Source organism: Cupriavidus oxalaticus, assembly GCF_038900635.1.
Lineage (GTDB): Bacteria > Pseudomonadota > Gammaproteobacteria > Burkholderiales > Burkholderiaceae > Cupriavidus > Cupriavidus oxalaticus_B.
This window is the reverse complement of record NZ_JAYMRX010000028.1, coordinates 36,331-49,158: the sequence shown is the minus strand read 5'-3', so window position 1 is coordinate 49,158 and position 12,828 is coordinate 36,331. Positions and strand designations below refer to the sequence as shown.

Annotated in this window: 11 protein-coding genes; 7 read left to right on the top strand and 4 right to left on the bottom strand. The window is 67.8% G+C overall.

What is annotated here, in order from left to right; genetic code table 11:
• Nucleotides 1-50: 50 nt before the first annotated feature.
• The 3 genes from VSR71_RS30110 to VSR71_RS30100 are packed head-to-tail and all read right to left on the bottom strand — an operon-like array spanning nucleotide 51 to nucleotide 2,624.
• Nucleotides 51-179: a DUF2474 domain-containing protein gene (locus VSR71_RS30110; protein ID WP_342917222.1), complete on the bottom strand. Its 129-nt coding sequence runs from the start codon at nucleotides 177-179 to the stop codon at nucleotides 51-53.
• The gene (gene cydB / locus VSR71_RS30105; RefSeq protein WP_342917221.1) at nucleotides 179-1,186 is read right to left on the bottom strand and encodes a cytochrome d ubiquinol oxidase subunit II; all 1,008 of its coding nucleotides are present in this window, start codon (nucleotides 1,184-1,186) and stop codon (nucleotides 179-181) included. The genes VSR71_RS30110 and cydB overlap by 1 nt, the downstream gene beginning before the upstream one ends.
• A 4-nt stretch (nucleotides 1,187-1,190) precedes the next feature.
• Nucleotides 1,191-2,624 carry a cytochrome ubiquinol oxidase subunit I gene (locus VSR71_RS30100; RefSeq protein ID WP_342917220.1) on the bottom strand — a complete coding sequence of 478 codons (1,434 nt, stop codon included), beginning with the start codon at nucleotides 2,622-2,624 and terminating at the stop codon, nucleotides 1,191-1,193.
• 392 nt (nucleotides 2,625-3,016) lie between these two features.
• Here VSR71_RS30100 and VSR71_RS30095 point away from each other — a divergent pair, with 392 nt between their 5' ends.
• Nucleotides 3,017-3,769 (top strand): sulfite exporter TauE/SafE family protein, encoded by a 753-nt coding sequence (locus VSR71_RS30095; RefSeq protein WP_342917219.1) that lies wholly within the window; start codon nucleotides 3,017-3,019, stop codon nucleotides 3,767-3,769.
• On the opposite strand, the gene VSR71_RS30090 is transcribed toward VSR71_RS30095, so the two are convergent.
• On the bottom strand, nucleotides 3,766-4,701 hold the full coding sequence (locus VSR71_RS30090) for a LysR substrate-binding domain-containing protein (RefSeq protein WP_342917218.1): 936 nt from the start codon (nucleotides 4,699-4,701) through the stop codon (nucleotides 3,766-3,768). The two genes, VSR71_RS30095 and VSR71_RS30090, sit on opposite strands and share 4 nt — an antisense overlap.
• Before the next feature lie 141 nt (nucleotides 4,702-4,842).
• Between VSR71_RS30090 and VSR71_RS30085 the strand changes: the two genes are divergently transcribed.
• The 6 genes from VSR71_RS30085 to VSR71_RS30060 all read left to right on the top strand — a co-directional run bounded on the left by VSR71_RS30085 (nucleotide 4,843) and on the right by VSR71_RS30060 (nucleotide 12,528).
• On the top strand, nucleotides 4,843-5,859 hold the full coding sequence (locus VSR71_RS30085; RefSeq protein WP_342917217.1) for a tripartite tricarboxylate transporter substrate binding protein: 1,017 nt from the start codon (nucleotides 4,843-4,845) through the stop codon (nucleotides 5,857-5,859).
• A gap of 53 nt (nucleotides 5,860-5,912) precedes the next feature.
• Nucleotides 5,913-7,436, top strand: coding sequence for an altronate dehydratase family protein (locus VSR71_RS30080; RefSeq protein ID WP_342917216.1), 1,524 nt, complete (start codon nucleotides 5,913-5,915; stop codon nucleotides 7,434-7,436).
• Nucleotides 7,437-7,471: 35 nt separating this feature from the next.
• A complete protein-coding gene (locus VSR71_RS30075; RefSeq protein WP_342917215.1) occupies nucleotides 7,472-8,947 on the top strand; it encodes an NAD-dependent succinate-semialdehyde dehydrogenase in 1,476 nt (491 codons plus the stop codon).
• A 50-nt stretch (nucleotides 8,948-8,997) separates the two neighbouring features.
• Nucleotides 8,998-9,813 (top strand): 4-hydroxy-2-oxoheptanedioate aldolase, encoded by an 816-nt coding sequence (gene hpaI / locus VSR71_RS30070; RefSeq protein ID WP_342917214.1) that lies wholly within the window; start codon nucleotides 8,998-9,000, stop codon nucleotides 9,811-9,813.
• A gap of 68 nt (nucleotides 9,814-9,881) precedes the next feature.
• Nucleotides 9,882-11,279, top strand: a complete 1,398-nt coding sequence (locus VSR71_RS30065; protein WP_428979477.1) for an FAD-binding oxidoreductase — start codon at nucleotides 9,882-9,884, stop codon at nucleotides 11,277-11,279.
• A 166-nt stretch (nucleotides 11,280-11,445) separates the two neighbouring features.
• Nucleotides 11,446-12,528 (top strand): MBL fold metallo-hydrolase, encoded by a 1,083-nt coding sequence (locus tag VSR71_RS30060; RefSeq protein WP_342917212.1) that lies wholly within the window; start codon nucleotides 11,446-11,448, stop codon nucleotides 12,526-12,528.
• Nucleotides 12,529-12,828: the final 300 nt, after the last annotated feature.

Below are 12,828 nucleotides of genomic sequence, written 5' to 3'. Positions count from 1 at the left end.
CCGATGGACTTCCTCCATGGCGTCCACCGCCTGGCCCACGAACTCACACCTCAGCTGCGAAATCCCACACTCTGCATGACCATCCGCAGCGCCCATGCCGCCACCCCCAGCGCCGCCACGCTGGCGAGCCAGATCAGCACCAGCCAGCCCAGCCGGCGCAGCCACGTCGGCGCGGCCATCAGTGATAGCCCTCGCCGTGGCGGACCTTGCCGCGGAACACGTAGTAGGCCCACACCGTGTACATCAGGATGAAGGGGATGATGAACAGTGCCCCGACCAGCGCAAAGCCCTGGCTCTGCGGCGGCCCGGCCGCGTCCCAGATCGAGATCCCGGGTGGGATGATATTGGGCCAGACGCTGATCGCCAGCCCGCTGTAGCCCAGGAACACCAGTCCCAGCGCGTACAGGAACGGCGCCATGTTCGGCTCGCGGCGCAGCGCCCGCATCAGCATCAGCATGCACAGCGCCACCAGGATCGGCACGGGCGAGAACCAGAACAGGTTCGGCAGGCTGAACCAGCGCTCGGCGATTTCCGCATGCGTCAGCGGCGTCCACAGGCTGATCACCGCGATCACCGCCAGCAGCAGCCACGCCAGCGCCCCGGCCAGCCTGATCATGCGCTGCTGCAGGTCGCCTTCGGTCTTCATGATCAGCCAGGTGCTGCCCAGCACGGTGTACGCCACCACCAGCCCGACGCCGCAGAACAGCGGGAAGGGCGCCAGCCAGTCCAGCGGGCCGCCGGCAAAGCGGTGGCCTTCCATCTTGATGCCGTCGATATAGGCGCCCAGCGCCACGCCCTGGAAAAAGCTGGCGGTGGCCGAGCCCAGGATAAAGGACGCGTCCCACACCGGGCGTTCGCGGTCGTTGGCCTTGAAGCGGAATTCGAACGCCACGCCGCGGAATATCAGTCCCAGCAGCATCAGCATCAGCGGCAGGTAGAGCGCGCTCAGCACCACCGAGTACGCCAGCGGGAACGCTGCCAGCAGCCCGGCGCCGCCCAGCACCAGCCAGGTTTCATTGCCGTCCCAGACCGGCGCCACCGTGTTCATCATCACGTCGCGGTCATGGCGGTCGGGAACGAACGGAAAGAGCATGCCGATGCCCAGGTCAAAGCCGTCCATCACCACGTACATCATCACGCCGAAGAAGATGATGACGATCCAGAGAAGGGAGAGATCGATGCCCATGGTGTCAGCTCCGGGTGCTCGCGGCGGGGTTGGGGGCGAGGACTTCGTCGTCGTCCACGGCGGAGAGCGGGCGGGCAGGCGTATGCTCGCGTCCCGGGCCACCTTCCGGCCTTGGCGCTTCCAGCACCGGCCCCTTGCGCACCAGCCGCATCATGTAGGCAATGCCGACGCCGAACACGAAGAAGTACGCAATCACGAAGATTCCCAGCGTCAGCGCCAGCTCGGGCACGCCGTGCGGCGAGACCGCGTCGGCAGTGCGCTGCAGTCCGTAGACCACCCACGGCTGGCGGCCGACTTCAGTGGTGTACCAGCCGGCCAGGATCGCGATCACGCCCGCCGGGCCCATCCATAGCGCCATATGCAGGAAGGCGCGGGCGCGGTACAGCCGTTCGCCCCGGCGCAACAGCAGGCTCCAGGCGCCCAGCGCGATCATCAGCAGCCCCAGGCCCACCATCACGCGGAAGGACCAGAACAGGATGGTGGAATTAGGCCGGTCCTCGGGGGCGAATTCCTTCAGCCCCTTGATTTGCCCGTCCCAGGTGTGCGTCAGGATCAGGCTGCCCAGGCGCGGCACTTCGACCGCGAAGCGGGTTTCCTCGCGCTGCATGTCGGGCCAGCCGAACAGCAGCAGCGGCAGCGCTTCGTTGCCATGGTTTTCCCAGTGGCCTTCCAGCGCGGCGATCTTGGCGGGCTGGTGCTTGAGCGTGTTCAGGCCGTGCAGGTCGCCGATCACGGCCTGGACCGGCGCGACGATCAGCAGCATCCACATTGCCATCGACAGCATCTTGCGGATGGCCTGGTTGTCGCGGCCGCGCAGCAGGTGCCACGCCGCCGAGGCGCCGACGAACAGCGCCGTGGCCAGGAACGCCGCCACGCTCATGTGCAGCAGGCGGTAGGGGAAGGACGGGTTGAAGATGACCGCGAACCAGTCGGTCGGCACCACGCGGCCGTCGATGATCTCGAAGCCGGCAGGGGTCTGCATCCAGCTGTTCGACGCCAGGATCCACGTGGCGGAAATCAGCGTGCCCAGCGCCACCATGACCGTGGAGAAGAAATGCAGGCCAGGCCCGACCCGGTTCCAGCCGAACAGCATCACGCCAAGGAAACCGGCCTCCAGGAAGAAGGCGGTCAGCACTTCATAGGTCAGCAACGGCCCGGTGATGCTGCCGGCGAACTCGGAGAAGAAGCTCCAGTTGGTGCCGAACTGGTAGGCCATCACCAGCCCGGAGACGACTCCCATGCCGAAGTTGACGGCGAAGATCTTGGACCAGAAGTGGTAGAGGTCGCGGTAATGCGGGCGCTTCGTGCGCAGCCAGCAGCCTTCGAGCACCGCCAGGTAGGCGGCCAGGCCGATGGTGATCGCGGGAAAGACGATGTGGAAGGAAATCGTGAAGGCAAACTGGATGCGGGCGAGGTCGAGCGCGGTCAAACCAAACATAATTGTTCTCCGTGGCGCTGGCCTGGCGCACGCCTGCGGGACGGGCGCGGCACTGCGGGGGGCAGGCCGGCCGGCCGGCGGGGGCGCCGGGGGCGCGGGCCGTAGGCGCGTGCGGTGAGCGTAGTGTACGCCGCGTGCCGCGCGATGGGCAGCGGGCCGGCCGGGTGACATTTCGCCGCAGAGCGCGAGGCACAGGTTGGGCCGACTGCCAGGGAGCATCCTACCGATTGGCCGTCGGCAATAACAGCATCACCTCTTGGAAAAATCACCGTATCAGTTTTGCGCGGTGCAGCAGGTAGCACTGCTGACATGCCCGGCAAAGAAGTGCATAGTCACGCGCTTGCCCCGATGCCTTGTCTGGCGCCCACAGTGGTGGCGCGCGTCTTGTCTCCATGGATTCCACCTTGCTGATCGTGATCACCGGCGCCGCCGTCGCCGGGTTTGTCCAGGGCCTGTCTGGCTTTGCCTTCGGCATGGTGGCGATGTCGTTCTGGGCCTGGGCCATCGAGCCCCGGCTGGCGGCGGCAATGACGGTGTTCGGCGCGCTCACCGGCCAGTTGCTGGCGGCGGCATCGGTGCGGCGCGGTTTGTCGTGGCGGCGGCTGTGGCCGTTCGTGGCCGGCGGCGTGGCTGGCATACCGCTCGGCGTGGCGGTCCTGCCGATGCTCGATGCGCTGTGGTTCAAGGTCGTGCTGGGCGGCTTCCTGACGCTGTGGTGCCCGGTTATGCTGATGGCGCGCCAGTTGCCGCGCATCGGCGTGGGCGGCCGCGTGGCCGACGGCGTGGCCGGCGCGGCCGGGGGCGTGATGGGTGGCATCGGCGGCTTCACCGGCGTGATCCCGACGTTGTGGTGCACGCTGCGCGGCTTCGACAAGGATGAGCAGCGCGCGGTGATCCAGAACTTCAACCTCGCCACGCTGGCGATGACGATGGCTGCCTATGTCGGCAAGGGCATCGTCACGCCCGACATGCTGCCGATGTTCCTGGTAGTGGCGCCCGCCATGCTGGTGCCGACGCTGCTCGGCACGCGCCTGTACCTGGGCATCAGCGAGGCCACCTTCCGCAAGGTCGTGCTGACGCTGCTGACGGCGTCCGGCGTGGCCTTGCTGGCGACTTCGGTGCCGGCGCTGCTGGCGCGCGGCTAGGCGCCTTCCGCGGCGGCCTGGCGCAGGCAGGCCAGCATCTGCTCGGCGCTGAGCGACGGCGCGCGTTCGCGCAGCGTGATGATGCCGACCGGCGGCAGTTCCACCGGCACCTCCATCGACAGCACCTGCAGCTTGCCTTCGGCCTGCATCGCACGCGCCACCGATTGCGCCATGAACGCGGCCGCGCCGCGCTGGCCGACGAAGGTAGCCAGCGCCAGGTAGGACGATGTCTCGATCACGTCCTGCGGCGGATGCAGCCCGTAGCGGTAGAACGCCTGCTCGATCTTTACCCGCAGCGAAGCCCACGGCGGCGGCAGCACGCACGGCATTGCGGCCAGGTCGGCCCACCCCGGCCGCGCCTTGCGCGCGAGCTTGTGGCCGCGTTTGACCACCACCACCATCGGCTCGTCATACAAGGCCTCGGTCACCAGGTCCGGCGCCGCATAGCCTGGCTCCAGCCGGCCGACGATCAGGTCCAGCTCGCGCAGGCGCAGCTTGGGCAGCAGGTGCGTAAGGTCGCCTTCCTCCACCAGCACGGTGGCACGCGCATGGCGGTCCTTGAGCAGCCCCACCGCGCGCGCCAGCAGGACCGGCAGGGCGGCGCCCATCGAGCCCACCTGCACGCGCCCCGACGCGCCGCTCTGCACCGCCGCGATCTCGTCGCGGGTCTGCTCGTACTGTGCCAGCACCGAGCGCGCGAAGCGCACCAGCGATTCGCCGGCGGGCGTGGGCTCGGTGCCGCGCGTCGAGCGCGTGAACAGCGTCAGCCCCAGCATCTTCTCGACTTCGGTCAGCACGCGTGACACCGCGGGCTGGCTCACCGACAGGAATTCCGCGGTCCGCCCGAGGTGGCGGAATTCATCCAGCGCCACCAGCAATTGCAGATGGCGCAGCTTGATGTTGGAGCGCAGCGCGCGATCGATCTTGACCATGGCCGCAGTCTACCTAACGGAAACGTTATGAAGCAATGCCAGTTTCTGATTGGATTGTTATGTTCGACCGCGACAGAATGCCTGGCATGACGACGCCGGGCCTGCACCGGTCGCCCATAATCAAAACGGAGACACCCGCAAATGACCCAAGGACTCCCCATCGACCTGAAGCGCCGCAACCTGCTCATCGGCGCTGCCGCCGGCGTTGCTGCCGGTGCCGCCGGCGTGCTGCTGCCGGGCTCGCGCGCGCTGGCCTCCGCGTATCCCGAGCGTCCCATCACCTTTATCTGCCCGTGGCCGGTCGGCGGCACGGCGGACCAGTCGATGCGCGCGCTGTGCCAGGTGGCCAGCGGCATTCTCAAGCAGTCGATCGTGGTGGAAAACCGCGCCGGCGCTTCCGGCATGATCGGCACCAAGGCGCTGGCGCGCGCCACGCCGGATGGCTACACCATCGGCCAGATCCCGATCTCGGTCACGCGCTTCGCCCAGCTCGGCATGCTGCCGCTGGACCCGCGCACCGAGCTGACCTACCTGGCGCGCACGTCGGGCCAGACCTTCGGCATCGCCGTGCCGACCAACTCGCGCTACAAGACGCTGCAGGACGTGGTCGCGGCAGCCAAGGCGAACCCCGGCAAGATCACCTATGCGCACGCCGGCATCGGCGGCGCGACCCATGTCGGCATGGAGCAGTTTGCGCTGGCCGCGGGCGTGCAGTTCAACGCGATCGCCTACAAGGGCGGCGCCGCCGCGCTGCAGGACGTGCTGGCGGGCCAGGTGGAACTGCTCGCCGATTCCAGCTCGTGGGCACCGCACGTGGAAGCCGGCAAGCTGCGCCTGCTGGCGACCTGGGGCGAGCAGCGCGCATCGCGCTTCAAGGACACGCCCACGCTGAAGGAGCTCGGCTACAACGTGGTGGTGGAAGCGCCCAACGGTATCGGCGCGCCCAAGGGTCTGCCGCCCGCGGTGGAGAAGACGCTGCGCGATGCGTTCCGTGCCGCGGTGGCGAGCAATGAATTCAAGCAGGTCGCGGCACGACTGGATGCGCCGCTGATGTACCTGGACGGCCCCGACTACAAGAAGTACGTGGCCAGCGTCTATGCGCAGGAAACCGACCTGATCAAGCGCCTGAAGCTCAAGGAACTGCTGCAGCAAAGCTGAGCGCAGTCGCACCACCTGTCGCCACACCAGCCGTCCAACCAAGCGAATCACAAGTGAAGCCCAATCCCGTCATCCGCCTGCACGCCAACGACAACGTGCTGGTCGCCCGGCATGAACTGTCGCTGGGCCAGCAGCTTGCCGAACCCGCGGTGCGCGTGCGCGCGCAGGTGCCGGCCGGCCACAAGATCGCGGCGTGCGCCATTGCGGCGGGCACGCCGGTGCGCAAGTTCGATACCGTGATCGGCGTGGCCGCGCGCGATATCGTGCCCGGCGAGCACGTGCATTCGCACAACCTGACGCTGGTCGATTTCTATCGCGACCCGGCGTTCTGCCAGGACGTGCGTCCGGTCGACTACGTGCCCGAGGCGCAGCGCGCCACCTTCAACGGCTTCGTGCGTGCCGATGGCCGCGTCGGCACGCGCAATTTCATCGGCATCCTGTCTTCGGTCAACTGCTCGTCGACGGTGATCCGGCAGATTGCCGCACATTTCACCCCGGAGCGGCTGGCGGCCTTTCCCAATGTCGATGGCGTGGTCGCGTTCGCGCAGACCAGCGGCTGCGGCATGTCGTCCCCGAGCGAGCATTTCGACGTGCTGCGGCGCACGCTGGCAGGCTATGCGCGTCATCCCAACCTCGCTGGCGTGCTGATCGTCGGGCTGGGCTGCGAGCGCAACCAGGTCGCATCGCTGGTTGAATCGCAGGGCCTCGAGCCCGGACCCGCGGTGCATACGCTGGTGATGCAGGACACCGGCGGCACGCGCGCCACCATCGCGGCGGGCATCCGCGCGGTGGAGGCGATGCTGCCCGCGGCCAACACCGCGGTGCGCCAGCCGGTTTCGGCCAGCCATCTCAAGATCGGCCTGGAGTGCGGTGGCTCGGACGGCTTCTCGGGCATCAGCGCCAACCCGGCGCTGGGCGCGGCCATGGACCTGCTGGTGCGCCATGGCGGCACCGCCATCCTGTCGGAGACGCCGGAGATCCACGGCGTTGAATTCATGCTGACGCGCCGTGCCGTCACGCCGGAGGTCGGGCAGAAGCTGCTCGACCGGCTGGCCTGGTGGGAGCGCTACACCGCCGGCCAGAACGCGCAGTTCAACGGGGTGGTCGGCCACGGCAACCAGCAGGGCGGACTGGCCAATATCTTCGAGAAGTCGCTGGGCTCGGCGATGAAGGGCGGCACCACGCCGCTGCAGGCGGTGTACGAGTATGCCGAGCCGATCGACCAGGCCGGCTTTGTCTTCATGGACTCGCCCGGCTATGACCCGGTCGCCGTGACCGGCCAGATCGCCAGCGGCGCCAACCTGATCTGCTTCACCACCGGCCGCGGCTCGATGTTCGGCTCCAAGCCCGCCCCGACCATCAAGCTCGCATCCAACTCCGCCATGTACCGCCGGCTGGAAGAGGACATGGACATCAACTGCGGGCTCGTGCTCGACGGCGAACTGACCGTGCCCGAGATGGGCGAGCGCATCTTCCAGCATATCCTGCGCGCCGCTTCCGGCGAGCCGACCAAGAGCGAGCTGCTGGGCCTGGGCGACAACGAGTTCGTACCCTGGCACCTCGGCATCGTCAGCTGATTGCCGGCCGTTTCACCATTCTTTCCCGATTTCCGATGGCCCTGAACCTTGCCGAGCCCGCGCTGCTGCGCACCCAGAACCTGATTGACGACCAATGGCGCGATGCCGGCCTCGGCGCTCGCCTGCCCGTGTCCGACCCCGCCACCGGCGAGGCCTTTGCCAGCGTGCCCGACAGCGATGCCGGCGATGCGCGCCTGGCGGTGGACGCCGCCGCCGCCGCATTCCCGGCCTGGAGCCGGCGCACCGCGCGCGAGCGTGCGCAGCTGATCAAGCGCTGGCATGCACTGATCCTGCAGCACCAGGAAGACCTGGCGCGCATCATCTCCACCGAGCAAGGCAAGCCCCTCAAGGAAGCGCGCGGCGAGGTGCAGTACGGCGCCTCCTACGTCGAATGGTTCGCCGAGGAAGCGACCCGCATCTGCGGCGACATCGTCGCGGAAGCGGTGCCGGGCCGCAAACTGCTGGTCCTCAAGGAGCCGGTAGGCGTGGTCGCCGCGATCACGCCGTGGAATTTTCCGCTGGCGATGATCGCCCGCAAGATCGCTCCCGCGCTGGCCGCCGGCTGCACCGTGGTGGCCAAGCCCGCCGAAGACACGCCGCTGACGGCGCTGGCGCTGGCATGGCTGGCACAGCAGGCCGGCATTCCGGCGGGCGTGCTCAACATGGTCACCGCCTCGCGCGAACATACGCCCGGCGTGGTCGATGCCTGGCTGCTCGACAGCCGCGTGCGCAAGATCACCTTCACCGGCTCCACGCCAGTGGGCAAGCACCTGGCGCGCGAGTCCGCCGCCACACTGAAGAAGCTGTCGCTGGAGCTGGGCGGCAATGCACCGTTCATCGTGTTCGAGGACGCCGACCTGGATGCCGCGGTCGACGGCCTGATGGCGTCCAAGTTCCGCAACGGCGGCCAGACCTGCGTCTGCCCGAACCGCGTCTATGTCCATGAGGCGGTCCACGACGACTTTGTCGAGCGGCTGGCGCAGCGCGTCGGCGCGCTCCACGTAGGCCCCGCGACGGAAGAGGCCGCGCAGATCGGCCCGATGATCAATGCGCGCGCCGTCGACAAGATCGCCCGCCACGTCGAAGACGCCGTCGCTCGTGGCGCTCGCGTGGTCACCGGCGGCAAGCGCGTGCGCACGGAAGATGGTCCGCACTACTATGCGCCGACCGTGCTGGTCGATGCCACGCCGGCGATGGAGCTGTCGTGCGAAGAGACCTTCGGCCCGGTTGCGCCGATCTTCCGTTTCCGCGACGAAGCTGAAGTCATCCGCGACGCCAACGACACGCCGTTCGGGCTGGCCGCGTATTTCTATTCCAACGATGTGCGCCGCATCTGGCGCGTGGCGCAGGCGCTTGAGACCGGCATGGTCGGCATCAACGAAGGTGCCATCGCCGCCGAGGCTGCGCCGTTCGGCGGCGTCAAGGAATCCGGCTACGGCCGCGAAGGCTCGCGCCACGGCCTGGACGACTACATGCACACCAAATACCTTTGCCAGGGCCAGCTTGGCTGAAGCGCCGGGCAAACGCCACGCAATCGCCAGATCGAACAGGAACAATCCACATGCCCGCAGACAACCCCTTCAAGACCGCGCTGGCCGCGCGCCAGCCGCAGATCGGCCTGTGGCTGTCGATGGCCACGCCGTACCTGGCCGAGGTCTCGGCCACCGCCGGCTTCGACTGGCTGCTGATCGACGGCGAGCATGCGCCCAACGACGTGCAAACCACGTTGCAGGCATTGCAAGCGGTAGGCTCCTACCCGTCGCAGGCGGTGGTGCGCGCCGTGTCCGGCGACGTGGCCCTGATCAAGCAACTGCTCGATATCGGCGCCAAGACGCTGCTGGTGCCGATGGTCGACACCGCCGAGCAGGCGCGCGCGCTCGTCGGCGCCACCCGCTATCCGCCGCAAGGCATCCGCGGCGTGGGCAGCGCGGTGGCGCGGGCCTCGCGCTGGAGTTCGCGCACCGATTACCTCGACGTGGCCGATGACGAGGTCTGCCTGCTGGTGCAGGCCGAGACCGTCACCGCGCTGCAGAACCTGGAAGCCATCTGCGCGGTGGACGGCGTCGACGGCGTCTTTATCGGCCCGGCAGACCTGGCCGCATCGATGGGCTATCGCGGCCGCCCCGGCCATCCCGAAGTGCAGGCAGCGATCGAAGGCGCGATGCGCACCATCATCGCCAGCGGCAAGGCCGCCGGCACGCTGACCTCCGATCCCGCACTCGCGCGCCGCTACCTCGAACTCGGCTGCACCTTCGTGGCCACCGGCGTCGATGTGCTGGTCTATGCCAACGCCGCGCGCAAGCTGGCGGCATCGTTCCGCGAGCAAAAAGCGGCCGAGGCCGACGCTGCCGCCGACAAGCCTTCCGCCGCGTACTGACCCGCGGACCCGCTCCAGGACAAACCATGCAAGCCGTACCCAACACCCAGGAATCCACGCTGCGCGCGATGGAAGCCATCGTCGGCGCCAACGCCTGCCGCACCGGCGAGGCCGACACCCAGGCCTACGTCACCGACTACCGCGGCATCTACCGCGGCCAGGCGCAGGTGGTGGTGCTGCCGTCGTCGACAGAACAGGTCAGCCAGGTGCTGCAGTGGTGCCATGCCAAGCGCGTGCCGGTGGTGCCGCAGGGCGGCAACACCTCGCTGATGGGCGGCGCCGTGCCCGACGACAGCGGCACCGCGGTGGTCGTCAACCTGAGCCGCATGAACCGCGTGCTGGAGGTCGACACCATCAATGACACCTTGACCGTGCAGCCCGGCGTCACGCTGAGCGCCGCGCGCGGCGCCGCCGAAGCGGAAGGGCGCCTGTTCCCGCTGCGCATCGGTTCCGAAGGCTCGTGCCAGATCGGCGGCAACCTGTCGACCAATGCCGGCGGCACTGCAGTGCTGCGCTACGGCAATATGCGCGACCTCGTGCTCGGCATCGAAGCGGTGCTGCCCGACGGGCGCGTCTTCTCGTCGCTGCGCGGCTTGCGCAAGGACAACACCGGCTACGACCTCAAGCATCTGTTTGTCGGCGCCGAAGGCACGCTCGGCATCATCACTGGCGCGGTGCTAAAGCTGATGCCGCAGCCGCGCAGCACCGCCGTGGCGCTGGTCGCGGTCAAGGACCCGGCCGCCGCGGTGGCGCTGCTCGGCGAAGCCAAGCGCCTCTCCGGCCATGCCGTCAGCGCCTTCGAGCTGATCTCGCGGCCCGCGCTGGAACTGGTGCTGGAATACCTCGGCAACGTCGCCGCGCCGCTGCAGGACCGCCATGACTGGATGGTGCTGGTCGAGCTGACTTCCGGCACCGACGCCGAAAGCCTCAACGCCACGCTGATGGAGATCCTGGAGTCCGGCTTCGGCCAGGGGCTGGTGCTGGATGCCGCCGTTGCCGCCAGCCTGTCCGACGTCCAGAACTTCTGGCGCATCCGCGAAGAGATCTCCGACGCGCAGACGCGTACCGGCGGCAGCATCAAGTGCGATGTCTCGGTGCCGCTGTCGCGCATCGCGGCGTTTGTGGAAGAGGCTTCGGCCAGGGTGCTGGAACTGGTGCCGGACGCGCGCATGGTGATCTACGGGCACATGGGCGACGGCAACGTCCACTTCAACCCGCTGCGGCCCCGGGACCAGGCGGCCAGGGATTTCCTGGCGCAGTGGTATGAGCCGGTGTCGACGCTGGTGGATGGCCTGGCTTATGCCGGCAACGGCTCGGTGTCGGCCGAGCATGGCATCGGCGTGGCCAAGCGGGACGACCTGGTGCGGTACAAGTCGCAGGTCGAGCTGGAACTGATGTGGCAGGTGAAGCGGGCGCTGGATCCCATGAACCTGCTGAATCCGGGGAAGGTGCTGCCGGCGCCCTGAACGGTCACTATTGGCGGATTCTGGCAAGCGCCGGCCCCGCGGCCGCGGAGGGTGCACAGCCGCCGTGGCAAGAATCTGCCGTCTCGGCTAAGGTGAGGGGTATCCAGAACGCCGGAACAGGCGCATGCCGGCCTCCGGCACACGCCCGGCCCCCGCCGAGACCAATATGAGCGCCCCCGCCAACGATACCGCCGCTGTCTCCACTCCCCTCAAGAAGCCCGAACTGGACTATCCCTGCGGCGACGCGCCCGAGCCCGGCCACGCCAGCGAGATCGTTCCCGGCGTGCTCTGGCTGCGCATGCCGATGCCGCTCGGGCTGAACCACATCAACCTTTGGGCCATCCGAGACGGCTCAGGCTGGGCCGCGGTCGATTCCGGCTTGCAGACGCCTGAAACGGCGCAGGCCTGGCGCACGCTGTTCGGCGACGGCGGCGCGCTGTCAGACGGCCTGACGCGGCTCTTTGTCACCCACATGCATCCCGACCATATCGGCATGGCCGGCTGGCTCAGGCGCAAGTTTGGCTGCCAGCTGTGGATGACCCGGATGGAATACCTGATGTGCCGCGTGCTGGCCGCCGATACCGGACGCGCCGCGCCAGACGACGCCATCGAGTTCTACCGCCGCGCCGGCTGGGACGACGACGCCATCGAGGTCTACCGGACCCGCTTCGGCGGCTTCGGCAAATTCGTCCACGCCTTGCCGGAAAGCTTCAGGCGTCTGGAAGACGGCGCCACCCTCCGCATCGGCGACCACGACTGGAAAGTCGTCGTTGGCACCGGCCATTCGCCGGAGCATGCCTGCCTCTATTGCCCCTCACTGAAGCTGCTCGTCTCCGGCGACCAGGTGTTGCCCAAGATCTCATCCAATGTGTCGGTATTTCCGACCGAACCCGACGCCGATCCCATGGAAGACTGGCTGTCGTCACTGGACAAGGTCAAGGCGGCCGTGCCGGACGATGTGCTGGTGCTGCCGGCCCACAACGAGCCGTTCCGCGGGCTGCACGCCCGCATCGACTACCTGCGGGCAAGCCAGATGCAGGCGCTGGACCGGCTGCGTGGAGCACTGGCAGAGCCGAAGCGGGCGGTTGATGTGTTCGGCGAGCTGTTTTCACGGCCGATCACGGGGGCGGGCGGGTTGCTGGGGATGGCGACGGGGGAGAGCATCGCGCATCTGAACTACCTGCTGCATCGGGGAGAAGCGGTGCGGGAGCTGGGCGCGGATGGGTGCTATTGGTATCGGTTGGGGTAGCTGACGGTGGGGCGAGAAGGCTTGTTGTGCCCCGATGTTGTTGCTGACGTACAACGACCATCGACTCCCCGGCTCTCGCTGAGCACGCAATTGTCTACTGGATGGCGGCAAATGTTTGCCGCTTTTTTTTCGCGGATCGAGTCGAACGGACCGGCTGCAGCGCGGAAGGCGAGTTCAGAAAACTCCGAATCCGCTGCACGACTTTTAAGGTTCCGCGCGGAGCAGACAATGCGGCGACTACAAAGTAGGGCGTACCCGGACGTGTCTTAACCCACCTGTGATCCACTGCACCACAAAGCA

Bases quoted from the DNA above. Each gene is read 5' to 3' on its own strand.
- VSR71_RS30110 (WP_342917222.1), bottom strand. From the start codon at position 179: ATGGCCGCGCCGACGTGGCTGCGCCGGCTGGGCTGGCTGGTGCTGATC.
- VSR71_RS30075 (WP_342917215.1), top strand. From the start codon at position 7,472: ATGGCCCTGAACCTTGCCGAGCCCGCGCTGCTGCGCACCCAGAACCTG.
- hpaI (WP_342917214.1), top strand. From the start codon at position 8,998: ATGCCCGCAGACAACCCCTTCAAGACCGCGCTGGCCGCGCGCCAGCCG.
- VSR71_RS30095 (WP_342917219.1), top strand. From the start codon at position 3,017: ATGGATTCCACCTTGCTGATCGTGATCACCGGCGCCGCCGTCGCCGGG.
- VSR71_RS30100 (WP_342917220.1), bottom strand. From the start codon at position 2,624: ATGTTTGGTTTGACCGCGCTCGACCTCGCCCGCATCCAGTTTGCCTTC.
- VSR71_RS30065 (WP_428979477.1), top strand. From the start codon at position 9,882: ATGGAAGCCATCGTCGGCGCCAACGCCTGCCGCACCGGCGAGGCCGAC.
- VSR71_RS30090 (WP_342917218.1), bottom strand. From the start codon at position 4,701: ATGGTCAAGATCGATCGCGCGCTGCGCTCCAACATCAAGCTGCGCCAT.
- cydB (WP_342917221.1), bottom strand. From the start codon at position 1,186: ATGGGCATCGATCTCTCCCTTCTCTGGATCGTCATCATCTTCTTCGGC.
- VSR71_RS30060 (WP_342917212.1), top strand. From the start codon at position 11,446: ATGAGCGCCCCCGCCAACGATACCGCCGCTGTCTCCACTCCCCTCAAG.
- VSR71_RS30085 (WP_342917217.1), top strand. From the start codon at position 4,843: ATGACCCAAGGACTCCCCATCGACCTGAAGCGCCGCAACCTGCTCATC.